This window comes from Rhizobium mesosinicum (assembly GCF_019511345.1).
GTDB lineage: Bacteria > Pseudomonadota > Alphaproteobacteria > Rhizobiales > Rhizobiaceae > Rhizobium > Rhizobium mesosinicum.
This window is the reverse complement of the sequence record NZ_JAEUAK010000010.1, coordinates 68,001-91,234: the sequence shown is the minus strand read 5'-3', so window position 1 is coordinate 91,234 and position 23,234 is coordinate 68,001. Positions and strand designations below refer to the sequence as shown.

Below are 23,234 nucleotides of genomic sequence, written 5' to 3'. Positions count from 1 at the left end.
CTCTCGCCGGGCATTTGGCGCTTTGGCTAATCTGGTAGGCTCTGCGTGCGCGCCGTGGACAGGCGCCGCCCGACGATCAAGTCCTGCACTGAAATCACTCCCAGCACAAAAAGGAGCAACCATATCGCTGCGGTCAGCGTTAAAGAGACAGATGTCCAACCAAGCATCGATGAGGCCAATATCGTCCCAACCGAGGTGGATATCTTCAGCGCCGAAAACCTTTCAGCCCTCATTTCGGGCCTTGCCAATCTGTTGATCTGCAAAGAGTAGTGAATACCGAGTGACGGGGCAAATAGTCCCACCAACGCGCAGCCGACGATTGATAACCCAAAGGAATTTTGAAGTACGAGCGCGATACCTATGACGATCGCCGCCAGCATTCCGGCGACCTGGTGCCTCGAAAAAGTTCGGTTAAGAAAGCTATTTCCAATGGCGCCAATCAGGGAAGCCGCACACAAGGTTCCAGTGAACACTGCTCCGTATCCCGCTTGGAGCCCAAATCCCATCGCAAGCGATACCGCGCCAACCTCGACCGCACTGATTGCGGCGGAACTGGCGCAAGCGCACGCAAACCAAATAAGGACATCTGGAGATATCGCTTTTCTCTTCTCAGCCTCCTCGGCCTTCGCGTCGGCGGCCGGGGCTGACGGCAAGATGAAGGCAGGAAGCGCACCCAGAGCCGCGACAGCAGCTATCGCCAATGATGCGGAGACGGTCCCCAACGCCGCCGCCAGAATCGGCGTGACTAGAAAAGTAAGTTCGGTTGCGAAAGCTCCAAATGAAAGGAATCTGGTCATTTGTGTCGGTACGACCAAGTAATTCGCTGCATTGCGCAGATGGCCGAAGGCTGCTCCTTGCACCAGCCCGGATGCAACTGCCGCAGCAATGAAAACTGAGTAGGGCGCCCTCGCGCTGCACGCTGCGGCGCATCCGAATAGCGCCATGGTCCTGATGACAATGAGGATCTTAAAATAGGCGATCGAGTTTGATCCGCGTCCCAGCCTGGCAACGGGTATAGCTCCTGCCAGTTGTGCGGCGGTCATAGCAGCGAGCGCTGTAGCGCCGCCCGCTGCATTACCAGTGATCGAAATAGCTGCCATAGCAAAGGCTATCGACGCTCCGGCACGCGGCGCGCCAAACAATCCGTATGCGACCACCCAGCGGAGAGACCGATGACACTTCAAACTGCCCCCGTTCATTTTCCCGTCAACTCTGGTCAGCTACGTCCGAACCGACGGACGTTGTCGATCTATCTCAAAACGACCCGGCACAGGTGCATCGCACCCTGTCACTTTGCCTGATGCCCGACCGCGTGAAGCTGAGCTTACCGGAAACTGGCACCAAGCACATCATACTATGGTATTGCCGAAATGGTGAGGGACAAGGTCGCCCTCTGCGGACCGTCACATGCCATCGCGCCAAGGGAGGATCTGCGATGTCGGCAAGGCTTGGCCTGCCGGAGGATGTTTTCAAGGCGCTCTCCTCCGGCATGTGGCAGATGCCGGGGTCGGCCAAGGGTGTCATATTCCTCGAGGACGAAGCGGGACCGGTGAACGAGGCGGTATGGCCATTGGTGTTTGAAAAGCGCCGCCGCATCGCTGGGATCATCGATGATGCCTATCGACCGCCAATCCCTACCGCAGCAGGCCTTCGCTCCCGAACTCGTCCCACCCGCTCAACCCGGTCGCAGCATCGTCAGCGTTTGGATCAGCCGCTTTGACTTTCTCTTTTTTCTTTAGAGAACGCGTCAGTTTCGCCTGGTACGCGGCACGCCTCCGGTTTTCTGCTTTCGCCGCCGCGTCTTCCTCGCGCCATTGCTCCACGGCCCCGCGATCAAGCAGGTCTTCGACAATCCGCGGATCGAATATGTGGAAGCTGATCCGCCGCGCGCGGCCCTGAAGCCTGACGGTTCGAGTTCCAGTGCTTGGAAGACGTCCGTCCTCCAGCCACCGCTTCCTCTCAGAAGCCGTGATCCCCAGAATGTCCTCGATCTCCCGAGGGATGATCGGAAGGTCCGAGATGTCCCGGAGCGCTTCGGACACAATCGACGCCATCGCGCGAAACGCTGTCTTCGAAGTCTCTGGCATGACAAGAGTAAGCTCGCCCGACTGCATATCCAGCGACTTCCTGACCGCGGGAGGCAGCCGAGACCGGATTTCCTGCAGGATTCCCTTCACCCTCACAGCCGATCCGAGCGTCGCCTCCACGGGGAGCGACCACTCCCTGATCAGCTCGGGATCATCGCTCTTATTTTCCGTCTTCGTCTTGGGCATACTGCAGCAGATGGGATCGGAAGGGGTGAGCGTCAACGGTCTGCCTGTCCTTGCCGTGGCGGAGTAATCAGTGCCGTGTGTTGTTGTGGTTCAGATGAAGGGCACGGCTTCGCGGGAGTCGCTGGACGATTTCTTCGATATCGCAATCGCACATTGCGTCACAATGGGGAGCGGAGGACATGGGCAAGAAGAAAAATGAGATGAAACCTCGTATCGCAACGATCAATCTCAACGTCGCTCCGGGCGACAGCGTTGAGCTCCATTTCAACCTTTCGGCTGGGCGCGCGATCGCGAAGGTATTTCGGGACTGCAAGGTGGTCGCCCCACGGTCGGTGCAATATCGAATGGAATATGAACGGCCGAGCCGTCCGAAGCAGATATTCCAGCTTCATACCGACAATTCCGGGAAGTTCACCGTTGATGTCGATGAAGCATTGAAAGCCTTCGACGCCATCTGGGCCGTAGATACCAACACGAAGCTATTGTTCAACGAAACGAGAACAGTGAATGTGACAGTGTGCAGTGCGTGTCGTCTCGGCGAAAATGCGGCGATAGTTCCTATTCTCGCTATGGTTTTCGGATACACCGCGAGTAAGCCCGAACCCTTTGCATGGAGGCACTCGATTGAGTTTCTCACCACACTTGAAGGCTGCGACCCGAAAAATCAGTACGCTGTGATCGTGGATTCTGAGTTCAGCGAGATCAGCAAGATGAATCATCGCGAACTGCCAATCCACTCAGATTTTTACCTGCCTGAGAACTGGACGCTGCTGTATGCGACGGCCGACAGGCGGGACAGCTTTTTGAACAAGGCCATCGTGACAACGGATGCGAAAGCCACGTTTATATTGGAAGAGATAGCGGCCGATCCGGCGAACGTCGATGCAGAGGTGCTCGATCCCGTTGGGGATGAAAACGACCCCGTCGTTCAGCTCTTCCTCATTGACGGCGACGAGATCACGCCCGTATCGTCAGAAACCACTGAATAGCGTCCCAGCGTCCATCCATTCGTTCAGATCAGAAATCTCATCAGCGATTTTGCTTGGATAGTCAGCAAGACGCATTGGTTTGCGGCCGTTTTGCCCTTAAATTAAGTGCAGAAGGAATCGGTGGCGACCATGAAGCAATATCTCGACCTGTTGAGCCATGTGATGGAAAACGGCACCGACCGTGGCGACCGCACTGGCACCGGCACGCGTTCGGTCTTCGGCTATCAGATGCGCTTCGATCTCGATGCCGGCTTTCCCGTGCTGACGACGAAGAAGCTGCATCTGCGCTCGATCATCCATGAGCTGCTGTGGTTCCTGAAGGGTGAGACCAATATCCGCTATCTTCATGAGAACGGTGTGAGCATCTGGGACGAATGGGCCGACGAGAACGGCGATCTCGGTCCAGTTTATGGCGCACAGTGGCGCTCCTGGCCGGCACCAGATGGCGGACATATCGACCAGATCGACAATCTCGTGAAGGGCCTTGTCAAGAATCCCAACTCGCGCCGCCACATCGTCTCGGCCTGGAACCCGGCTGAGGTCGATGACATGGCACTGCCGCCCTGCCATTGCCTGTTCCAGTTCTACGTGGCCGACGGCAAGCTTTCCTGCCAGCTCTATCAGCGCTCGGCCGATATCTTCCTCGGCGTGCCCTTCAATATCGCTTCCTATGCGCTGCTGACGATGATGGTGGCGCAGGTGACGGGGCTGAAATACGGCGAGTTCGTCCACACGCTCGGCGATGCGCATCTCTACCACAACCATTTCGAACAGGCGAAGCTGCAGTTGACGCGCCAGCCGAAGCCTTTGCCGCGTATGGCGATCAAGCGCGACGTGAAGGACATCTTCGGTTTCGTCTACGAGGATTTCGAGCTCGTCGGTTATGAGGCCGATGCCAATATCAAGGCACCGATTGCCGTGTAAGCCGGGAAGGCCGATGTCCGATATCCGCAAGACCATTTTTGTAGCCGTTGCTCGCAACGGCGTCATCGGCCGTGACGGTGACATGCCGTGGCGTCTTTCGACCGATCTCAAGCGCTTCAAGGCGATGACGGTCGGCAAGCCTGTCGTCGTCGGTCGCAAGACCTTCGAAAGCTTCGGCGGCAAGCCGCTGCCAGGGCGCCAGCATGTGGTGATCTCGCGCGACGCCGATATCGATTTCCCCGATGTGCATATGGCCCGTTCGCTCGACGAGGCGATCGTTGCTGCGGAGAACCTCGCCCGTAAACAGGGTGAGAACGAGATTTCCATCCTCGGCGGCGGGCAGATCTACGCGCAGGCGATCGGGTTTGCCAACCGCATGTGCGTCACGCATGTGGAAGCAGACGTGGAGGGTGATACGTCCTTTCCCGATATCGATCCCGCCGTCTGGGTGGCGACCGAGAGCCTTGATGTTCCGGCAGGGGAGAAAGATACCTATCCCACCCGGTTCGTCGTTTATGAACGGCGAGATGCGTGAAAAGGAACTATTTTCCAATTATATTGACCAAGTTCCTGACACCGCGTTGAAAGCCGGTGCGGCGATACCTATAACGGTCGGATCGCATCCGCCGGCAGCCCCCACGGCGGTCGGATGTGTATGACGTAACCAACAACGAGGTTTTGATGCCCTGGAGCAATCAGAATGGCGGCGGCGGCCCTTGGGGCGGCGGCGGCGGAAATAATAATCAGGGACCATGGGGGCAGGGGCCGAACCGTCCGCGCGGCGGTGGCGGCAAGGGCGGTCCGCCCGATCTGGAAGACATCATCCGGCGCGGGCAGGATCAGCTGCGCGGACTCATTCCGGGCGGCTTCAACGGAGGCGTTGTTGCGATCATCGTCGCGATCATCGCAATCTTCTGGCTCTTCCAGTGCATTTACGTCGTCCAGCCGGACGAGCGCGGCGTGGAGCTGCGCTTCGGCAATCCCAAACAAGAAATTTCAATGCCGGGCCTGCATTTCCATTTCTGGCCGCTCGAGACCGTCGAGACCGTCAAGGTGACGGTGCAGCAGCTGAACATCGGCGCGACCACGGCGGGCTCGTCGAGCGGGCTGATGCTCTCGAGCGACAAGAGCGTCATCAACGTGCAATTTGCGGTCTTCTATACGATCAGCGATCCCAAGGCCTATCTTTTCGGCGTCGAGAATGCAGCCGAGACGCTGCAGCAGGTTTCCGACAGCGCCATGCGTGAAGTCGTCGGCCGTCGTCCGGCGCTGGATGCTTTCCGCAGCAATCGCCAGCCGATCGAAACGCAGGTTCTCAACATCGTTCAGGATACGATGAACCGCTACGGCGCCGGCATCACGGTGACCGGTGTGACGATCCAGAATGTGGCGCCGCCGCGCGAAGTCGCCGACTCCTTCGAAGAAGTGCAGCGTGCTGGCCGCGACCGTGACAGTACGATCGAAGACGCCAACCGCTACACCAACCAGAAGCTCGGCCAGGCGCGAGGCGATGCCGCCCGCATCCGCGAAGACGCAGCCGCCTATAAGAACCGCGTCGTCAACGAAGCGGAAGGTGAGGCCCAGCGTTTCAATGCCATCAACGACGAATATTCGAAAGCTCCCGATGTGACGCGCAAGCGCCTGTTCCTGGAAACGATGGAGCAGGTTCTGAAGAACTCCAAGAAGGTCGTGATCGACGACAAGCAGGGCGTTGTGCCCTACCTGCCGCTCAACGAGATCAATCGACCGGCGGCACCGGCACGGCAGGGAGGTTGAACCATGGTATCGAACAGACTTCCTATTATTCTGATCGCGCTCGCGATCCTTCTCGCCATCCTCTATTCGTCGATCTTCGTGGTCAACGCGCGTGAGCAGGCGATCGTCGTCCGCTTCGGTCAGATCCAGTCGGTGAAGACCGAGCCCGGCCTCTATTTCAAGCTTCCCTTCGGCTTCATGGATGCCGACCGCGTGCAATATGTCGAAAAGCGGGCGCTCAGGCTCGACCTCGACAATATCCGTGTTCAGGTTCAGGACGGCCAGACCTTCGATGTCGACGCCTTCGTGATCTACAACATTGCGGATGTACGTCGTTTCCGCGAAACGGTGTCGGGCGACCGAGACGCTGCCGAGGCGCGGCTGCGTGCGCAGCTCGATTCTTCGCTTCGCCGCGTCTATGGCCTGCGTGACTACAATGCCGCGCTTTCGGAAGAGCGCGTGGCGATGATGCTCGAAATCCGCGACGATCTTCGCACCGACGCCGAAAATCTCGGCCTGCATATCGATGACGTCCGCATCCGTCGGACGGATCTTTCGCCGGAAGTGGCTCCCAACACCTACAACGCCATGCGCTCCGAACGTCTGGCCGAGGCCGAGCGCATCCGCGCCGAGGGTAATGAAGAGGGGCAGCGCCGCCGGGCCGTCGCAGACCGCCAGGTCGTCGAGATCACCGCCGCGGCGCAGCGGGATTCGGAAATCCTGCGCGGGCAAGGGGATGCGGATCGCAACCGCATCTTTGCCGAAGCCTTCGGCAAGGATCCGGCCTTCTTCGACTTCTATCGCTCGATGGCGGCCTATTCCGCGGCCCTTTCATCGCAGGATACGACCCTGGTGCTTTCGCCGAACTCGGAGTTCTTCCGCTTCTTCGAAAATGCGGAAGGCAATCCGGCACAGACCGGTGGCCTCGTGCCGCCGGCCTCCCCGCAGCCTGCGGATCCGGCGCAGCCGGCGAACTGACGACAGACTGAATGCAGGATTTCCTTGCCGGGCTTGCATTCTTCCTCATCATCGAGGGGCTGGTCTATGCACTGGTCCCTCGTTTTCTTATCGAGATAGCGAAGCTGCTTCCTGCCGTTCCCGAGCGGCAACTGCGAGCCTTTGGCTTGGCCGCAATGGCGCTCGGTGTGGCCTCCGTCTGGCTTTTGCGAGGTTAGAGCCTTTCCTGGTCAGAATGCTGCGATCTGACTAGGAAAGGCTCTCCATCGCATTCGCGGGGGGATTTCTCGAAAAGGTGATTTCGCCCTCCATCATTCCGCCTTATGCTGATGGTGTATGTGCGCCTTTATCCCAGACGAGGAAGCTTGATGGCCCCCACGAATCGCTCGCCCTTCAGACGAACGCTCGCGCTTTTGGCCGGCACTGCCTTCCTGGCGAATGTCGGCGCAGACGGTTTTGCGTATGCGCAAACCGCTCCCGCACCCGCGACCCCTGAACGGTCGGCACCGGCCCCTGCCGCCCCGCAACCGTCGCCGGTCTCGCCGGCTGCCGTGGCCCCCGCCGCTCCGCCCGTACAGATGACGGCTCCGGGCAATGGACCGGCTTCAGTCGCCGATCTCGCCGAGGGATTGCTCGATGCAGTCGTCAATATTTCGACCTCGCAGAATGTGAAGGATGACGAGGGCGCAGGCCCGGCGCCGCGTGCGCCCGACGGCTCGCCCTTCCAGGAGTTCTTCAACGATTTCTTCAACAAGCAGCAAGGCAATCGCGGCTCCAACCACAATGTCAGTTCGCTCGGCTCCGGCTTTGTTATCGATCCCTCGGGCTATATCGTCACGAACAACCATGTGATCGAGGGGGCCGACGATATCGAGATCAATTTCGCCAACGGCTCGAAGCTGAAGGCCAAGCTGATCGGTACGGACACCAAGACCGACCTTTCGGTGTTGAAGGTAGAGCCGAAACAGCCGCTGAAATCCGTCAAGTTCGGCGATTCCAGTGTCATGCGGATCGGCGACTGGGTGATGGCGATCGGCAACCCGTTCGGCTTTGGCGGATCGGTGACGGTCGGCATCATCTCGGGCCGTGGCCGCAATATCAACGCAGGTCCCTATGACAACTTCATCCAGACGGATGCGGCAATCAACAAGGGCAATTCCGGTGGTCCGCTCTTCAATATGAAGGGCGAGGTTATCGGCATCAATACGGCAATCATCTCACCGTCGGGCGGCTCGATCGGCATCGGCTTTGCGGTGCCGTCGGAGCTCGCCTCCGGCGTGGTCGATCAGCTTCGCGAATATGGCGAGACGCGTCGCGGCTGGCTCGGCGTGCGCATCCAGCCCGTCACCGATGAGGTTGCCGAGAGCCTCGGTCTCGACAGCGCCAAGGGCGCGCTGGTCGCCGGGGTCATCAAGGGCGGACCTGTCGATGACGGCTCGATCAAGGCCGGCGATGTCATCCTGAAATTCGACGGCAAAGCCGTCAGCGAGATGCGCGACCTGCCGCGGGTGGTGGCCGAAAGCTCCGTCGGCAAGCAGGTGGATGTGGTTGTGCTGCGCGATGGCAAGGAGCAGACCGTGAAGGTGACGCTCGGGCGTCTCGAGGATAGCGACCAGGCGGCTGCCGGTGACAATTCAAGTGATGACGGCGTCATCAATCCCGATCCCGGCGAGAACAGCGATATGGACGAGCCGGATCAGGACGGCGATCAGGGGCAGGCCGCGCCTGATGGTCAGGACCCGCAACAGCAGGGTCAAGGGCAAGATCATAACGGACAGGATCAGCAAGGGCAGGCAACGCCTGGCCAGGTTGCGCCCAAGCATGTGCTCGGCCTCTCGCTCTCGCTGCTCAGCCCGGAAACCCGCAAGGCATTCGGCATTGCCGAAAGCGTCGACGGTGTCGTCGTGACCGAGGTTGCGCCGGGTTCGGCCGCTGCCGAGAAGGGCTTGAAGCCCGGCGACGTGATCGTCGAAGTGGCACAGGAATTCATGAAGTCACCGGATGCGGTTGCCACGAAGGTGCAGACGCTGAAGCAGGAAGGCCGGCGCAATGCGCAGCTGATGGTCGCTGCAGCCAATGGCGATCTGCGGTTCGTTGCAGTGCCGATGGAGTGAGGGCTGGCAAATACAGTCCCCTAAATCTCAAGCCTTCAGACCGTCACAAAATCCGTCTTCCTATAGCCCTGGATATAGAGCAGCGCCGTCAGGTCGCCGTGGTTGATCTGCATCTCGGCTTCGGCGGCGATAGCCGGTTTGGCGTGGAGGGCAACACCGGAGCCGGCCAGGTGCAGCATGCCGAGATCGTTGGCGCCGTCGCCGACGGCAATGGCGTCTTGCGGGGAAATGCCGAGGCGGGCGGCGATGTCGTTCAGCGCATCGACCTTAGCCTGCTTGCCGAGAATGGGTTCAGCGACGTGGCCGGAGAGGAGGCCGTCTTCCTCGAGCAGGAGATTGGCGCGGTTTTCGTCGAAGCCTAGGGTGGCGGCGATGCGGTTGGTGAAGACCGTGAATCCACCGGAGACGAGGGCGGTATAATAGCCTTTCGACTTCATGGTAGCGATCAGTTCAAGGCCACCCGGGGTAAGCGTAATGCGCTTGGCAATCACCTCGTCGACAACCGAGATCGGCAAGCCCTTGAGGAGGGCAACGCGTTCCCGCAGCGCCGGTTCGAAGGCTATCTCGCCGTTCATGGCGCGGGCGGTGATCGCGGCGACCTTTTCTTTCAGGCCGAGTTCGGCGGCGAGTTCGTCGATGCATTCCTGGCCGATCATCGTCGAATCCATATCGGCGATCAGCAGCTTCTTGCGCCGGGTTTCCTGTTCCTGGATGACGAGGTCGATCGGGGCGTCCGCGATGACGGCGAGCAGATTGGCTTCTGCCGCTTGGCCGTTCGTGCCGTCTGCGAGCACTATATCGCAGGCAATGCCGTCCGCCAGCCAGTAGAGCCCGGATGCCTTGACGGCGCCGGCGGCGCGCTCGGCGATCTCAGGCGAAAGAACGGGGTTTGACGGATTGGCAACAAGCGTGGCAACGAGGGCCATGATGGAAAACCTTCTAAGCACTATGAATGCGATCCTGATAACCGGGCCGACTGCCAGCGGCAAGTCCGCGCTCGCAGTGGAATTGGCCAAAGAGCATGGCGGCGTGGTGATCAATGCCGACAGCATGCAAGTCTACGACACGCTGGGGGTGCTGACGGCGCGGCCCTACGAAGAGGATATGGAGGACGTGCCGCATCATCTCTATGGCCACGTACCGGCGGGGCAGGCCTATTCGACGGGCGCCTGGGTGCGGGATGTCACGACGCTTCTGCCGCATATCCGCACCGAAGGCAGGCTGCCGGTCTTCGTCGGCGGTACGGGGCTTTATTTCAAGGCGCTGACGGGCGGGTTGTCGGAAATGCCCGTCATTCCGGAGAAAGTAAGGCAGCGGCTGCGCGCACGGCTTCTGGAGGAGGGGGCGGAGGGCCTTCATGGCGAGCTTGCCAAGGTCGATCCCGCCGTTGCCGCCAGCCTGAACCTACAGGACGGGCAGAGAATCGTGCGGGCGCTCGAAGTTTTCGAGGCGACGGGCCAGTCGATCGCGGAATTCCGAGGACAGGCGGGGTCGCTCGTCGTCGATCCCGAAAGCGCACGCAAGATCGTTGTGCTGCCGGATCGCACCGTGCTGCATCAGCGCATTAACGGCCGTTTCGAGAAGATGCTGGAGCAGGGGGCGGAAGAGGAGGTGAAGGCGCTACTCGCCCTTGATCTTCCCCCCGAAATGCCTGTCATGAAGGCGATCGGCGTGTCGCAGATCGCGGCGATGCTGCGCGGGGAGATGAGCCGTGCTGAGGTGATCGAGCGCGGGGCCGCTGCCACACGGCAATATGCCAAGCGGCAGATGACATGGTTCCGCAACCAGATGGATGAGAGCTGGGAGCGATTGACAGTTTAGGGTATGGAGATCTGCTGATCTTGAGGAGCAGGGGTACTCAGAATCAATGTCTTAACGCTGGCCGCGAGGCTCGCGGCTGGCTCCCCCTTCGCCCGCGGGGGAGAAGACACCTGTGGTCGGCGCCTACGCCAAACATCTATCACAGATGCCACGAAGAGGTTTGCCATTGCCGAGTTCGCGCCAGCCGCGTTCGCCAGGTGCACTCAGTCCTTGTTGTAGAGGCTGCTCAGCGGCTTCTTCAGGATGCTTTCGCGGAGCGACATGCCGCCCTCCCGGCGTGGCGGTGATGCCTGTTCGCCGAAGGCCGGCCTCGGCTGTTCGTCGCGCCGCATTTCGCGGCGCAGTGCCTCCAGGCGCGTGTCGATCGAGGTCTGCGGCGAAAGCGGCGGGGGCTCAGGATGCGGAGCACGGGTCTGTGGCAGGAGTGCTGGCCGATAGGGTGGCGCCTCCGTTGCCGGCGGAGCGGCGTAGGGCTGCGCGGTGTCCTCGTCGGTGAAATCCTCGTCCGGCTCGTAATCTACCATCGCGGCACTGTAGCTCTGCTGGAAGGTCGAGATGTCGGGGCCTGACGTGATCGCCCGCATGCGGGTCACGATGCGGCGCAGGTCGACGGTATCAGGATCTTCCTCGGCATGTTTGCTGGTGGCGCTATGAGCCTTCGGCAGCAGGCTTTCGTCGACGCGCAGGAAGCGCATGCGCATTGGCACGCGGATCGCCTCGCCGAAGGCAATGGCTTCCCCATTACCGATCGAGGAGATGAAGCTCGTCGTCGAGATCGAGGAGTTTGGGATTGCCGAGCGGATGATTTCCTGGTCGCGGTCGTTAGCAAGGCGCATGGCAAAGAGCGTCGAGCACTGCGAGAGGATCGTCTGGTCGAGTTCGCCCGGGCGCTGGGTGATGATGCCGAGCGAGACGCCGTATTTGCGGCCTTCCTTGGCTATACGGGCAATAGCCTGGCGGGTCGGGACGAAGCCGAGATTCGGATCGGAGGGTATGTAGCGGTGCGCCTCTTCGCAGACGACCAGCATGTGAATGGCGCCTTCACTCCAGAGTGCGATTTCGAAGGCCATGCGGCAGAGCACCGATGCGACCGAATTGACGACTTCGGAGGGGATGCCGGCGAGCTGGAAAGTGCAGATCGGCCTGTTGTCGCCGGGAATGCGGAAGATCTGGGCGATGGTCTCCGTGATCGTGTCGCTGATCGTATTGTTGGAGAACATGAAGTGGTAGCGCGGATCGTTGATCGCGGCGATGATGCGCATCTTCAAGGAGCGCAGGAACGGTTTTTCGGCGCGGCCTTCCAGCCGGCCGATGCGTTCGTCTATGAGGGCTAGGAGATCGGCGATGCGGTAGGGCACCGGCGTATCGGCAGTGATCGAGCTCTTTTCCGTCGCGCGGCGCACCAGCGAACTGTCGCTGCCGCGGAAGGCGCGTTTGGCCTCCGGCAGGATATCGCGCAGCATGTCGAGTTCTTCCGGCACCGGCGGGCGGCCGCGGAAGACGACTTCGGCGAATTCTTCGAGCCGCATCAGCCAGAAGGGCAGGTCGAGCGTGTCGGTATCGATGGTGACGGCGTGTTTCGGGAAGGCGGCGGCAAACTCATTATGCGGATCGAGGATCAGCACGCGCAGCTTCGGATCGGCCTCGACCGCCTTGTGCAGCAGCAGCGAAACGGCCGTCGATTTGCCGACACCGGTCGAGCCGACCACGGCGAAGTGCTTCGACAGCATCGAGGGGACATGGATCGCCGCGTCGATGCTTTCATCTTGTGTCAAGTTGCCGATGACGGCGGTGGCGCCCTTGCCGGCATCATAGATGCGCATCAGATCCGCGGCGCGGATGCGGTGGGCGATGGCACCGAGATAGGGATAGCGCGAAATGCCGGTCGAGAACTCCTCGCGACCGTCTTCGTCGACGCGGACTTCGCCGAGAAGTTCAGTCTCGATGCGGAAGATATTGTCCTGACCTTCGCCCCAGCCCTGGTTGCCGGTATTCATGGAAAAGACGAGGGCGACGACGCGATTGCGCCCGACGCTGATCGAAATCAGCCTGCCAACGGACCATAATTCGGTGAGATCGGTGCCGCCGGCTTCCGCCACGGCGGCGATGGTAGCGCGCGAACCGCTGCACGCAACGACACGCCCGAGGAAACGATTCCCCGGCGTAAGGCTATCGCGGCGATCCTGTTCGCCTGCCTTGCCTGTCGTCATCATGTCGTTGTTCAGCAAAGGGTTTACTCCCCGCAGTAAAGGACAGGATATGGCCGATCCTTTAACAAATCCTTCCGCCCCAAAATTGGAGGGCCCATGGGAGGCGTGATCGGCTGCCGGGCCGCGGATTTTTTATTGCCGAATGCGTTGACGCTGCGAAATTTTCTGTCTATCACTTCCGCCCATGACAATTTCGAACGTTCTTATCGTGGTGGGAAAGCGCATGGGCAGGATGGTGTAACCATCCGGCGATAGCCACCCATGCGCTAGACGAAGGCTCCTCAGGGGCCTTTTTTTATGCCCGAAACCAGGGCTCCGGCCACAAACTCAAATCCCCAGAATCAAACGGAACAGACACATGGCGAGCACGGATAATCAAGCGGACAGCAATCGGATGACGGGAGCGGAAATCGTTCTCCGCGCGCTGAAGGACAATGGCGTCGAGCACATCTTCGGCTATCCCGGCGGCGCCGTTCTGCCTATCTATGACGAGATCTTCCAGCAGGAAGACGTCAAGCACATCCTCGTTCGCCATGAGCAGGGCGCCGGCCATGCGGCCGAAGGTTACGCCCGCTCCACCGGCAAGGTCGGCGTCATGCTGGTGACTTCTGGCCCGGGCGCTACCAACGCCGTCACGCCGCTGCAGGATGCCCTGATGGATTCCATTCCGCTCGTCTGCCTGACGGGGCAGGTTCCGACCAGCCTCATCGGTTCGGACGCCTTCCAGGAATGCGACACCGTCGGCATCACGCGCCCCTGCACCAAGCACAACTGGCTGGTCAAGGATGTCAACGAGCTCGCCGCCGTCATCCATGAAGCCTTCCGCATTGCGCAGTCGGGCCGTCCTGGCCCCGTCGTCGTCGATATCCCGAAGGATGTACAGTTTGCCACCGGCACCTATACGCCGCCGGCCGATCACGCGATCCAGAAGAGCTATCAGCCGAAGATCCAGGGCGATCTGAACCAGATCCATGCGGCAATCGAAATGATGGCGAACGCCCGCCGGCCGATCTTCTATACGGGTGGTGGCGTCATCAATTCCGGTCCGGAAGCTTCCCGCATGCTGCGCGAGCTGGTGGAGCTCACCGATTTTCCGATCACCTCGACGCTGATGGGGCTCGGCGCCTATCCGGCATCCGGCAAGAACTGGTTGAAGATGCTCGGCATGCACGGCTCCTACGAGGCCAACATGGCAATGCATGATTGCGACGTCATGGTCTGCATCGGCGCCCGCTTCGACGACCGCATCACCGGCCGCCTGAATGCCTTCTCGCCGAACTCCAAGAAGATCCATATCGATATCGACCCGTCCTCGATCAACAAGAACGTTCGTGTCGATCTCGGCATCCGCGGCGATGTCGGTCACATCCTGGAAGATATGATCCGCCTGTGGCGAGCGTTGCCGAAGAAGCCGGAGAAGAGCCGTCTCGACGCGTGGTGGGGCGATATCGCCCGCTGGCGCGCGCGCAATTCCTTCGCTTACACGAAGAGCAACGACGTGATCATGCCGCAATATGCGCTGGAGCGTCTCTTTGCCCTGACGAAGGATCGCGACACCTACATCACGACCGAAGTCGGCCAGCACCAGATGTGGGCGGCGCAGTTCTTCGGCTTCGAACAGCCGAACCGCTGGATGACGTCGGGTGGTCTCGGCACGATGGGCTACGGCCTGCCGGCTGCGCTCGGCGTGCAGATTGCCCATCCGGAAAGCCTCGTCATCGACATTGCCGGCGATGCCTCGATCCAGATGTGCATCCAGGAAATGTCGGCGGCGATCCAGCACAATGCGCCGATCAAGATCTTCATCATGAACAACCAGTACATGGGCATGGTGCGTCAGTGGCAGCAGCTCTTGCACGGCAACCGCCTGTCCAATTCCTATACGGAGGCGATGCCTGATTTCGTGAAGCTCGCCGAAGCCTATGGCGCGGTCGGCCTGCGCTGCGAGAAGCCTGACGATCTCGATGCGACGATCCAGGAGATGATCGACGTCAAGAAGCCCGTCATCTTCGATTGCCGCGTTGCCAATCTCGCCAACTGCTTCCCGATGATCCCCTCGGGCAAGGCTCACAATGAAATGCTGCTGCCGGACGAAGCCACGGACGAAGCGGTCGCCAATGCGATCGACGCCAAGGGCCGTCAGCTAGTATAAGAATTTGAATTTGCGCATAATTACTTTCCGAAAATCGATGCCGATTTTCGGGAGTATGCGCCAGGGTAAGGAACCCAGGATCATGAACGCACACCTTCAACCAACGGGCTCTGCCTACTTCATCTCTCCGGAAACGGCAGCCATCGAGAACCACACGCTCTCGGTGCTGGTCGATAACGAGCCGGGCGTGCTTGCCCGCGTCATCGGCCTGTTTTCCGGCCGCGGCTACAATATCGAAAGCCTCACGGTTTCGGAGACGGAGCATCAGGCGCATCTGTCGCGTATCACCGTGGTGACGCGCGGCACGCCGCAGGTGCTGGAGCAGATCAAGGCGCAGCTGGAGCGAATCGTGCCCGTGCACCGCGTGGTGGATCTGACGGTGCGCGCCCGCGAACTCGGTCAGGAGCGGCCGATCGAGCGGGAAGTGGCGCTCTTGAAGGTGATCGGCAGCGGTGAAACCCGCGCCGAAACGTTGCGCCTTGCCGATGCCTTCCACGCCAAGGTGGTGGATGCGACGATCGATCACTTCATCCTGGAGATTACCGGGAAATCCTCGAAGATCGACCAGTTCATCGCGATCATGAAACCGCTCGGCCTCATCGAAGTCTGCCGCACCGGCATTGCCGCCATGAATCGCGGCCCACAGGGCATGTAAGGGTTACAGTCCGGGCATGTAGGCACTACAGCCGGGCATGTCATCACACATTTGAAAAGACGGTCGCGCCGCGGGAGGTCAGAGCATTTCCAGCGGCGTTTTCTTTGCCGGCGGCGGGAAGGCGGCGTCGAGGGCCTCCCAGTCCTCGTCGGTGATATCGAGAGAGACGCAGTCGCGGTTTTCGCGGACGCGCTCGATATTTGAGGTCTTGGGAATGACGAAGACGCCGTCGCGTTCGAGCAGGAAGGCGAGCGCCAGCTGAGCTGGGGTGGCCTGATTGGCCTTGGCGATATGGATCAGGTCGGGATGGTGCAGGATCCGGCCCTGTTCGATCGGCGAATAGGCCATGACCGGGATGTTGCGGCTCTGGCACCAGGGCAGGAGATCATATTCGATGCCGCGCCGGGAGATATTGTAGAGCACCTGATTGGCGGCGACATTCTTGCCGCCTGGCACGGAGAGCAGCTCCTGCATATCGTCAGTATCGAAATTGGAGACGCCCCAGGCGCGGATCTTGCCTGATGCCTTCAGCGTCTCGAAGGCTTCCACAGTCTCGGCGAGCGGATAGTTGCCGCGCCAATGCAGAAGATAGAGATCGATGCGGTCGGTGCCGAGGCGTTCGAGGCTGGCTTCGCAGGCTGCGATCGTGCCCTTGCGGCTGGCATTCCAGGGATAGACCTTGCTGACGATGAAGGTCTCGTCGCGGCGCCCCTTGATCGCCTGGCCGACGATGTCCTCGGCCCCGCCATCGCCGTACATTTCGGCGGTATCGATCATCGTCATGCCGAGATCGAGGCCGGCCCGGAGGCTGGCGATTTCCTGCCTCGCATGGCCGGCATCCTCGCCCATGCCCCAGGTGCCCTGGCCGAGCGCGGGGACTTCGGCGCCATCGGGGAAGGTAATGGTGGGGATCGGATCGTCCATGGCAGCTCTCGTCCTTTGCGTGCTTGGCAGACTATCGGTAATCCTGTCACCATGACAATCATGTTATAGTGACAGGGGTTTAGGGTAGTTATGCTGACCTAATTCAACGAGCCACCGCTTTATCAATACGCGCGGTCCGGGGAGGTTTGATGCCGCTGGATACGTTTCTGGCACTGCTGCTCTTTGCCTTTACGACCTCGATCACGCCGGGGCCGAACAATATGATGCTGTTTGCCTCGGGCGTGAATTTCGGCTTTCGCCGCACGATTCCGCATATGTTCGGTATCGGCGCGGGTTTCCTTTCGCTGCTCCTCGGCGTCGGGCTCGGGCTCTGCGCGCTGCTGCACACGATGCCGGTCGTCTATACGGCGCTGAAGTTTGCCGGTGGGGCCTATCTCGTTTGGATCGCCTGGAAGATCGCCACCTCGCGGTCGCTCAGTGAAGGCAAAAGCGGCGCTAAACCCATATCGTTTCTCGGCGCTGCGGCTTTCCAATGGGTCAATCCGAAGGCCTGGGTGATGGCGGTGACGGCCATGGCGACCTACACCAACCCGCAGCTCTATATGATCAGCGTGTTACTGGTGGGCCTCGCCTTTGCGGCGGTCAATGTGCCCTCGGTTTCCACCTGGGCAGGCTTCGGCTCTGCGCTGCGTGAGTGGCTATCCGACCCAGCAAGGCTCAAATGGTTCAATATCACGATGGCGGTGCTGCTCGTGCTCAGCCTCTGGCCGATGCTAAAATAGCGTCGGCTTGGTCAGCATCAGCCAGAGAATTCCGAGCACGGCGAAGAAGGCCGGGAAGCCGAAGGCGAACCAGATACGGTAAAGGCTGAAATAGGCTGACGGCAGCGCAGTGCCCGAGGCGGCAGCGGCGCGCGCCAGATTGCGCAGCCGAATCTGGATCCAGACGACCGGCAGCCAGAAAATGCCGGTCACGACATAGAGCACCAGCGAGAGTGCGATCCAGCTTTCCTTCAGATCCCAGCCGATGATGCGGGCGAGAAGGTAGCCTGTCATCGGCTGGAGAACGGCCGCGGTGGCCGTGAAGATCGTATCGGCAATGACGACCGTGCCGCTGACATGGGCGATGAGTGCGGGGTCGCGGGTGCGGTGTGCCATCACCATGAAGAAAGCGATGCCGGCGCCGGTGCCGAAGAGCACGGTCGCTCCGACTACGTGGGCAAGAAGCAGCAGTTCGGCGAGCATCAGCGTTCATCCAGAATGGCAAGGGCGGTGAGCGTCAGGAGCAGCGATGGCAATACCTTGACAAGCGGGCCGAGCGGATCGAGCCAAAGTGCCGGTTCCAGAACCGTACCTCCGGCGAGATAGGCGAGCGATACGGCGAACATGCCGAGGAGAGAGCGGCGAGCAAGGGGGCGGAAGAGCACAGCGGCGCCGAACGCCATATCGATCAGGCAGGTGAGAATCGTCAGCGCCATGGCCGCATCGGCGGGCATGAAAGGCAGGAACGGGGCGCTTGCCTGTCCTGGCGCCAGAAGGGGGATCAGGCCTGACAGCAGCCAGAACAACGACAGGCCTGCTATGACGGGCGCCTTCAACAGATAGAGGCGGGCGAACCACAGATCCTGCACGCCGGATGGATTGGCGGCAAGCGTTGCAGCGGCTGACAAGGTTGGGAGGCTCGATGGCGTCGGGCTGCTCATGCTGACACCTTCGGACATGACGGTCATGGCGGTAGAGCGCAGTGGCGAGCGCCAGCCGAGATAGCCGGCCATATCGGCAAGCCATGTGACCGGTCTTGCGAGGACAGGCGGGATGGACAAGACCGGAGCATCCGGCAGGCCGAGCCAGGCGCGATGCAGTTTGACGAGATCGGCGAGTGTATACCGTTCCTCAGCCGCCAGTTCGATATCACTGCCGGAGGGGAACAAGCCTGAGATAGAGGCCGAGACGGCAGCGGCGACGTCGTCAACGGCGACGGTCTCGACAGCACTGTCGGCGTGAATGAGCGGCAGGACGAAGGGGAAGGCTGAGAGTGCGCGCAACAGCGCCGTGCCGCCATGCGCATTGCGGCCGAGGACGAGAGCGGGGCGCAGGATCACGTAGGGCAAGCCTGACGATGCAAGGACGGTATCGGCGGCTCGTTTGGTGGCAAGGAAGGGGAGGTGGCTACCGGCGCCGTCCGTTCTCGCGGAAATCTGGACGACGAGTATCGAGGAGGGTTTTTCTGCGGCATAGAGGGCGAGCATGGCCTCAGTCTGCGTTGCCGAGAGATCGTCCGAGAGGCCGTCTTGAAGCGCGCCGGCGCAGTTAACGACGGCGTGCTGGCCTTTGAGGATATCGCGCCAGTCATCGGGTTGTGTCATCCGGGAGAGATCGGCGCGGCGCCACTTAATTGTCGGTTGCTTAAGCGCAGCGCGGGCGGGGGTGCGACCGAGGCCGGTGACGACATGGCCCTCGTCGGCAAGGCGTGCCGCGACGACAGAACCTATAAAACCTGTGGCGCCGAGAATCAGGATATTCATGGGGCAAGCATAGCGTCAAAAGCTTAAGGTCTCGGAAGGGCTTGGCGCAGCGCCAGCAAGTGCTAAAACTGAGGGTAAATCCGGGGAGGCTTCGTATTGCACGATCACGATCATAGTCACGACCACCATCACGACAACCACTATTCCGACATGCAAGCCCGCGTCAAAGCGCTGGAGACGCTGCTGACGGAAAAGGGCCTGATCGACCCGGCGGCGATCGATGCGATCGTCGAGACCTATGAGACGAAGGTCGGGCCGCGCAATGGCGCACGTGTCGTCGCCAAAGCCTGGAGCGACCCCGACTTCGCCGAATGGCTGAAGCGGGATGCGACGGCGGCGATTGCGAGCCTTGGGTTTACCGGCCGGCAGGGCGAACATATGCGCGCCGTCTTCAATACGCCGGACACACATAACCTCGTCGTCTGCACGCTCTGCTCCTGCTATCCGTGGTCGGTGCTCGGCCTGCCGCCGGTCTGGTACAAGGCGCCGGCTTACCGCTCGCGCGCCGTCATCGATCCGCGCGGCGTGCTTGCCGAATTCGGGCTGACGCTGCCGGAAAGCAAGAAGGTCCGTGTTTGGGATTCGACAGCGGAGCTGCGTTATCTCGTCATCCCCGAGCGGCCAGAGGGTAGCGAAGGCATGGACGAGGAAGCGCTTGCCGATCTTGTCAGCCGTGATGCGATGATCGGCACGGCGATTGCTGGCAGCCCAAAAATCCCGGCTGCCGGAAGCCAGGAGGTATCGGCATGAACGGTCCGCATGATCTCGGCGGGCAGATGGGCTTCGGCCCGGTCGCGCCCGAAAAGAATGAACCCTATTTCCATGCCGAATGGGAAAAGCGGGCGCTCGGCATCACGCTTTCATGTGGCGCTTTCGGCGCCTGGACGATTGATGAAAGCCGGCATGCGCGGGAGAATATCCCGCCGGCCGATTACCTTGCGGCAAGCTATTACGAAATCTGGATCCGCGGCATCGATACGCTGTTGGAGCGCCATGGTTTTGCGACGCGCGAGGAGCTGCTGTCCGGCCATAAGCTGCAGGATGGGGCGGTGCCGAAGCGGGTGCTGAAGGCAGAGATGGTGCCGGGTGTACTCGCGAAGGGCGGTCCCTGCGACCGGCCGGTCGAGACGGCGCCGCTCTTCCTCGTCGGCGAAACTGTGAAGACGAAGAATTTCAATCCGACCACCCATACGCGGCTGCCGCGATATGCGCGGGCCAAGGTGGGTGTGGTCGAGGCGGTGCAGGGCTCGTTCGTCTTTCCTGACGACAATGCGCATGGCAAGGGCGAGAATCCGCAATGGCTTTATACCGTCGTCTTCGATGGCGGCGAGATTTGGGGCGAGGGGGCAGACCCGTCGCTCACGGTCTCGATCGATGCTTGGGAGAGCTATCTTGAGCGCGTGTGAGCTGCCGTCCGAACTGGCGCAATCGCCCGGCCTGCCGAAGTCACCGCAGGGTGTTCCTGTCTTTCCGGAGCCCTGGGCGGCGGAGGCTTTCGCCATGACCGTGCATCTGCATGAGAAGGGATTGTTTGCCTGGAGCGAATGGGCAGCGAGCCTGTCGAAGGAATTGCACAGGCCTGGCCGGGCCGAGGATGGCAGCGACTATTTCGACTGCTGGGTAGCCGCGCTTTCCAATCTTCTCGTCAGCAGCGGCGTGGCGGATGTCGACGCGATCCTTGATCTGCAGAAGAGTTGGCAGCGGGCGGCAGAGGCGACGCCGCATGGCAAGCCGATCGAGCTTGCCAACGACCCGCTGCGCTACAGCATCGGCCGAAAATCGGAATCGATTTTCGGAAAGCCTGATGCGTAGATTCAAAGAATTAGAGCGTCCTTTGTGCGTCCGAATGGACGCACGGCGCTCTAGGCTGCTACTGCTGTTCACTCGTCAGGATCGCACCTGAGATGATGTCGAACAGGTGATCCGCGCGCGGCACGAGTGGCGGCTGCTCAGCGAGCCACGCCAGCGCGCTTATCAAAGCGAACAGGTCGTTGCCGTCCATGTCCATTCGCGCCGCGCCTTTCGCCTGGGCGCGTCGAAGAAGCTGTGCGCCGGCTGTGCGCAGCATCACACATGACGTGTGAAGCGCGGAATTCTCGTCAGCGATTGCGGAAACCATCGAGGCAATAGCGCCGCTGTAATTGTGGGTTACAGTGGTCGCCTCGCGCAGCCACGTCACCAGCGCATTGCGCGGATCGTCCGACTGTTCGAGTTCGCTCGCCCTTCGCGCCAAATCCTCGAAACCCTCGCGCAGCAAGGCTTCAAGCAGTGCTTCCCGGGTTGGGAAGTGACGGTGCAAGGTTCCGTCTCCTACTTCCGCTTTGCGCGCAATGTCGCGCAGCGATGCATTCGCACCATTCCCCGTCAGCATCTCACGGGCGACCGCGAGAATGTGATCATAGTTCTTTTTTGCGTCAGCTCTCATATCACCTCTTGACAAGCGGGGCGGCGCTCCACTTATAAACGGGGCAATGCTCCATTTATAGCGGGGCAGCGCTCCAGATTGGGTAGCATAAGTATTTTGATGGAGAAAGTAATGACGAGCGAGACGATGAAAGCGATCCGGATCCACGAGTTCGGCGGTCCCGACGTGCTGCGTTACGAGGATGCGCCGAAGCCTGAGTTGAAACCGGGGGAGGTGCTCGTTCGCGTTCACGCCATAGGGATCAATTCTCCCGACTGGTATCTGCGCGATGGTTACAGGGCGCTTCCTCCGGAATGGCGGCCGCAGGTGCCATTCCCGATCATCCTGGGCACGGATGTATCTGGTGTCGTCGAGGCGGTTGCCGATGATGTCCGTGAATTCTCCGTCGGCGACGAAGTCTATTCCATGGTCCGCTTTTTCAGTGTCGCGGAAAGCAGGGCCTATGCGGAATATGTCAGCGTGCCGGTCTCGGAACTCGCACTGAAGCCTGCCGGCATCGATCACGTGCATGCCGCTGGAGCGCCGATGTCGCTGCTGACGGCGTGGCAGTTCATGATCGAACTCGGACATGATGAACCGAACCCGCTTCAATCGGGCAGGCACGAGCCGGTGCCGCTCAGGGGCAAGACGGTTCTCGTCAACGGCGCCGCCGGCGGCGTGGGACACTTTGCGGTGCAACTCGCGAAGCTGAAGGGATCGCATGTCATTGCCGTGGCATCAGGCAAGCATGAGTCATTACTCAGGGAACTCGGTGCCGATGAATTCATCGATTACACCAGGACGCCGCCCGAGGAGGTCGCGCGTGACATCGATCTTGTCATCGATGCGCTCGGTGGTCCGACAACAGGTCGTTTCCTGCGCGTATTGAAGCGGGGCGGGGCGTTGTTTCCGGTATATCCCCTCGGTTTTTCCGATGTCGAGGAGGCCAGCAAGCGCGGTGTTACGGTTTCGGCGACCCAGGTCCGTTCCAGCGGAGCTCAACTGGCGGAGGTCGGGCGCCTGCTCAATGACGGGACGATCCGTGTCGTTATCGACAGCGCCTATCCGCTTGCGGATGCGCGCAAGGCGCATGAGCTTGCCGCCCGGGGGCATATCCAAGGCAAGATCGTTCTAACGGTCGATGTGTGAAGAGGAGGCTCGGCAATCATGCTTGTCATAATGGGTTACATCGAACTCGATCCGGCAGATGTCGACGCGTTCATTTCCGACATCAGGGCAATCAGCAGCAGCACGAAGGCCGAAAAGGGGTGTCTGTTCTACAGCATTGCCCTGGATGACGGGCCGGCCGGACGTTTTGCGGTCGCTCAGCGCTGGCAGGATCGGCAAGCGCTGGCCGCCCATCTCGAGAAAAGGGAGACGCTGGCGTTCCTGACGGCCTGGAAGGACAAGATGAGAAGTGATCTCCACGAATATGAGGTTCTGAGCGGACGGCCGCTTATCGGCTGAACGCAGGCTGGCCTGCCTCGCAGTTCCCGCGATAGAGTGTTTCCGTTCTTCTTCGAAACACGAAGCCACTCTATCTTGTTGTTCGACGCAATTCGGACGCAAAA

At 60.7% G+C, this 23,234-nt stretch carries 24 protein-coding genes; 16 read left to right on the top strand and 8 right to left on the bottom strand.

Translation table 11 applies throughout. The annotated features are described in order from the left end of the window. Positions 1-26: 26 nt before the first annotated feature. Complete coding sequence (locus tag JNB85_RS23270; RefSeq protein ID WP_338050348.1) at positions 27-1,199, bottom strand: MFS transporter; 1,173 nt, start codon at positions 1,197-1,199, stop codon at positions 27-29. 435 nt (positions 1,200-1,634) lie between these two features. Further along, a complete protein-coding gene (locus JNB85_RS23265; RefSeq protein ID WP_220336794.1) occupies positions 1,635-2,273 on the bottom strand; it encodes a hypothetical protein in 639 nt (212 codons plus the stop codon). Between the two features lie 179 nt (positions 2,274-2,452). On the opposite strand from JNB85_RS23265, the gene JNB85_RS23260 reads away from it, so the two are divergent. The 7 genes from JNB85_RS23260 to JNB85_RS23230 all read left to right on the top strand — a co-directional run bounded on the left by JNB85_RS23260 (position 2,453) and on the right by JNB85_RS23230 (position 9,012). Further along, a complete protein-coding gene (locus tag JNB85_RS23260) occupies positions 2,453-3,262 on the top strand; it encodes a hypothetical protein (RefSeq protein WP_220336649.1) in 810 nt (269 codons plus the stop codon). Positions 3,263-3,391: 129 nt separating this feature from the next. Next, a complete protein-coding gene (locus tag JNB85_RS23255) occupies positions 3,392-4,186 on the top strand; it encodes a thymidylate synthase (RefSeq protein ID WP_220336793.1) in 795 nt (264 codons plus the stop codon). Positions 4,187-4,199: 13 nt separating this feature from the next. Then, positions 4,200-4,721 carry a dihydrofolate reductase gene (locus tag JNB85_RS23250; RefSeq protein WP_220336648.1) on the top strand — a complete coding sequence of 174 codons (522 nt, stop codon included), beginning with the start codon at positions 4,200-4,202 and terminating at the stop codon, positions 4,719-4,721. Positions 4,722-4,867: 146 nt separating this feature from the next. Continuing rightward, entirely contained in the window at positions 4,868-5,962 is a 1,095-nt protein-coding gene (gene hflK, locus JNB85_RS23245) for an FtsH protease activity modulator HflK (RefSeq protein WP_183740579.1), read from the top strand. Positions 5,963-5,965: 3 nt separating this feature from the next. After that, the gene (hflC, locus tag JNB85_RS23240) at positions 5,966-6,919 is read left to right on the top strand and encodes a protease modulator HflC (RefSeq protein ID WP_220336647.1); all 954 of its coding nucleotides are present in this window, start codon (positions 5,966-5,968) and stop codon (positions 6,917-6,919) included. An 11-nt stretch (positions 6,920-6,930) separates the two neighbouring features. Continuing rightward, entirely contained in the window at positions 6,931-7,116 is a 186-nt protein-coding gene (locus tag JNB85_RS23235; RefSeq protein WP_220336646.1) for a DUF2065 domain-containing protein, read from the top strand. Positions 7,117-7,266: 150 nt separating this feature from the next. Then, on the top strand, positions 7,267-9,012 hold the full coding sequence (locus tag JNB85_RS23230; RefSeq protein WP_220336645.1) for a Do family serine endopeptidase: 1,746 nt from the start codon (positions 7,267-7,269) through the stop codon (positions 9,010-9,012). Between the two features lie 35 nt (positions 9,013-9,047). On the opposite strand, the gene serB is transcribed toward JNB85_RS23230, so the two are convergent. After that, positions 9,048-9,938 (bottom strand): phosphoserine phosphatase SerB, encoded by an 891-nt coding sequence (gene serB / locus JNB85_RS23225; protein WP_220336644.1) that lies wholly within the window; start codon positions 9,936-9,938, stop codon positions 9,048-9,050. On the opposite strand from serB, the gene miaA reads away from it, so the two are divergent. After that, entirely contained in the window at positions 9,937-10,833 is an 897-nt protein-coding gene (miaA, locus tag JNB85_RS23220; RefSeq protein WP_220336643.1) for a tRNA (adenosine(37)-N6)-dimethylallyltransferase MiaA, read from the top strand. The genes serB and miaA overlap by 2 nt on opposite strands. Positions 10,834-11,036: 203 nt before the next feature. Here miaA and JNB85_RS23215 read toward each other — a convergent pair whose 3' ends face one another. After that, a complete protein-coding gene (locus JNB85_RS23215) occupies positions 11,037-13,061 on the bottom strand; it encodes an ATP-binding protein (protein WP_220336642.1) in 2,025 nt (674 codons plus the stop codon). A gap of 340 nt (positions 13,062-13,401) precedes the next feature. Between JNB85_RS23215 and JNB85_RS23210 the strand changes: the two genes are divergently transcribed. Both JNB85_RS23210 and ilvN read left to right on the top strand, forming a co-directional pair. Then, positions 13,402-15,195 carry an acetolactate synthase 3 large subunit gene (locus JNB85_RS23210; RefSeq protein WP_220336641.1) on the top strand — a complete coding sequence of 598 codons (1,794 nt, stop codon included), beginning with the start codon at positions 13,402-13,404 and terminating at the stop codon, positions 15,193-15,195. Between the two features lie 82 nt (positions 15,196-15,277). Beyond that, entirely contained in the window at positions 15,278-15,850 is a 573-nt protein-coding gene (gene ilvN, locus JNB85_RS23205) for an acetolactate synthase small subunit (protein WP_220336640.1), read from the top strand. A 78-nt stretch (positions 15,851-15,928) separates the two neighbouring features. Here the strand turns inward: ilvN and JNB85_RS23200 are convergent, their stop codons facing one another. Then, entirely contained in the window at positions 15,929-16,774 is an 846-nt protein-coding gene (locus JNB85_RS23200; protein WP_220336639.1) for an aldo/keto reductase, read from the bottom strand. Between the two features lie 149 nt (positions 16,775-16,923). Between JNB85_RS23200 and JNB85_RS23195 the strand changes: the two genes are divergently transcribed. After that, entirely contained in the window at positions 16,924-17,517 is a 594-nt protein-coding gene (locus tag JNB85_RS23195; protein ID WP_220336638.1) for a LysE family translocator, read from the top strand. Here JNB85_RS23195 and JNB85_RS23190 read toward each other — a convergent pair. Both JNB85_RS23190 and JNB85_RS23185 read right to left on the bottom strand, forming a co-directional pair. Further along, complete coding sequence (locus tag JNB85_RS23190; protein WP_220336637.1) at positions 17,509-17,979, bottom strand: DUF2269 family protein; 471 nt, start codon at positions 17,977-17,979, stop codon at positions 17,509-17,511. The two genes, JNB85_RS23195 and JNB85_RS23190, sit on opposite strands and share 9 nt — an antisense overlap. Next, the gene (locus JNB85_RS23185) at positions 17,979-19,259 is read right to left on the bottom strand and encodes an SDR family oxidoreductase (protein ID WP_220336636.1); all 1,281 of its coding nucleotides are present in this window, start codon (positions 19,257-19,259) and stop codon (positions 17,979-17,981) included. The genes JNB85_RS23190 and JNB85_RS23185 overlap by 1 nt, the downstream gene beginning before the upstream one ends. Before the next feature lie 96 nt (positions 19,260-19,355). On the opposite strand from JNB85_RS23185, the gene nthA reads away from it, so the two are divergent. From nthA to JNB85_RS23170, 3 genes are read left to right on the top strand one after another with little or no spacing between them, the layout of a single operon-like run. After that, entirely contained in the window at positions 19,356-20,009 is a 654-nt protein-coding gene (nthA, locus tag JNB85_RS23180) for a nitrile hydratase subunit alpha (protein ID WP_220336635.1), read from the top strand. After that, positions 20,006-20,665, top strand: a complete 660-nt coding sequence (gene nthB, locus JNB85_RS23175; RefSeq protein ID WP_220336634.1) for a nitrile hydratase subunit beta — start codon at positions 20,006-20,008, stop codon at positions 20,663-20,665. Before nthA ends, nthB begins: the two co-directional genes overlap by 4 nt. Next, entirely contained in the window at positions 20,652-21,071 is a 420-nt protein-coding gene (locus JNB85_RS23170) for a nitrile hydratase accessory protein (protein ID WP_220336633.1), read from the top strand. Before nthB ends, JNB85_RS23170 begins: the two co-directional genes overlap by 14 nt. Before the next feature lie 58 nt (positions 21,072-21,129). Here JNB85_RS23170 and JNB85_RS23165 read toward each other — a convergent pair whose 3' ends face one another. Beyond that, positions 21,130-21,684 carry a TetR/AcrR family transcriptional regulator gene (locus JNB85_RS23165; protein ID WP_220336632.1) on the bottom strand — a complete coding sequence of 185 codons (555 nt, stop codon included), beginning with the start codon at positions 21,682-21,684 and terminating at the stop codon, positions 21,130-21,132. A 111-nt stretch (positions 21,685-21,795) separates the two neighbouring features. Here JNB85_RS23165 and JNB85_RS23160 point away from each other — a divergent pair, with 111 nt between their 5' ends. Both JNB85_RS23160 and JNB85_RS23155 read left to right on the top strand, forming a co-directional pair. Next, positions 21,796-22,812: an NADP-dependent oxidoreductase gene (locus tag JNB85_RS23160; RefSeq protein WP_220336631.1), complete on the top strand. Its 1,017-nt coding sequence runs from the start codon at positions 21,796-21,798 to the stop codon at positions 22,810-22,812. Between the two features lie 18 nt (positions 22,813-22,830). Continuing rightward, complete coding sequence (locus tag JNB85_RS23155) at positions 22,831-23,130, top strand: putative quinol monooxygenase (RefSeq protein WP_220336630.1); 300 nt, start codon at positions 22,831-22,833, stop codon at positions 23,128-23,130. The last annotated feature ends 104 nt before the right edge of the window (positions 23,131-23,234 follow it).

Coding starts and splice junctions, on each gene's coding strand:
- JNB85_RS23270 (WP_338050348.1), bottom strand. CDS start 1,199: ATGAACGGGGGCAGTTTGAAGTGTCATCGGTCTCTCCGCTGGGTGGTC.
- JNB85_RS23265 (WP_220336794.1), bottom strand. CDS start 2,273: ATGCCCAAGACGAAGACGGAAAATAAGAGCGATGATCCCGAGCTGATC.
- JNB85_RS23260 (WP_220336649.1), top strand. CDS start 2,453: ATGGGCAAGAAGAAAAATGAGATGAAACCTCGTATCGCAACGATCAAT.
- JNB85_RS23255 (WP_220336793.1), top strand. CDS start 3,392: ATGAAGCAATATCTCGACCTGTTGAGCCATGTGATGGAAAACGGCACC.
- JNB85_RS23250 (WP_220336648.1), top strand. CDS start 4,200: ATGTCCGATATCCGCAAGACCATTTTTGTAGCCGTTGCTCGCAACGGC.
- hflK (WP_183740579.1), top strand. CDS start 4,868: ATGCCCTGGAGCAATCAGAATGGCGGCGGCGGCCCTTGGGGCGGCGGC.
- hflC (WP_220336647.1), top strand. CDS start 5,966: ATGGTATCGAACAGACTTCCTATTATTCTGATCGCGCTCGCGATCCTT.
- JNB85_RS23235 (WP_220336646.1), top strand. CDS start 6,931: ATGCAGGATTTCCTTGCCGGGCTTGCATTCTTCCTCATCATCGAGGGG.
- JNB85_RS23230 (WP_220336645.1), top strand. CDS start 7,267: ATGGCCCCCACGAATCGCTCGCCCTTCAGACGAACGCTCGCGCTTTTG.
- miaA (WP_220336643.1), top strand. CDS start 9,937: ATGATGGAAAACCTTCTAAGCACTATGAATGCGATCCTGATAACCGGG.
- serB (WP_220336644.1), bottom strand. CDS start 9,938: ATGGCCCTCGTTGCCACGCTTGTTGCCAATCCGTCAAACCCCGTTCTT.
- JNB85_RS23210 (WP_220336641.1), top strand. CDS start 13,402: ATGGCGAGCACGGATAATCAAGCGGACAGCAATCGGATGACGGGAGCG.
- ilvN (WP_220336640.1), top strand. CDS start 15,278: ATGAACGCACACCTTCAACCAACGGGCTCTGCCTACTTCATCTCTCCG.
- JNB85_RS23200 (WP_220336639.1), bottom strand. CDS start 16,774: ATGGACGATCCGATCCCCACCATTACCTTCCCCGATGGCGCCGAAGTC.
- JNB85_RS23195 (WP_220336638.1), top strand. CDS start 16,924: ATGCCGCTGGATACGTTTCTGGCACTGCTGCTCTTTGCCTTTACGACC.
- JNB85_RS23190 (WP_220336637.1), bottom strand. CDS start 17,979: ATGCTCGCCGAACTGCTGCTTCTTGCCCACGTAGTCGGAGCGACCGTG.
- JNB85_RS23185 (WP_220336636.1), bottom strand. CDS start 19,259: ATGAATATCCTGATTCTCGGCGCCACAGGTTTTATAGGTTCTGTCGTC.
- nthB (WP_220336634.1), top strand. CDS start 20,006: ATGAACGGTCCGCATGATCTCGGCGGGCAGATGGGCTTCGGCCCGGTC.
- JNB85_RS23165 (WP_220336632.1), bottom strand. CDS start 21,684: ATGAGAGCTGACGCAAAAAAGAACTATGATCACATTCTCGCGGTCGCC.
- JNB85_RS23160 (WP_220336631.1), top strand. CDS start 21,796: ATGACGAGCGAGACGATGAAAGCGATCCGGATCCACGAGTTCGGCGGT.
- JNB85_RS23155 (WP_220336630.1), top strand. CDS start 22,831: ATGCTTGTCATAATGGGTTACATCGAACTCGATCCGGCAGATGTCGAC.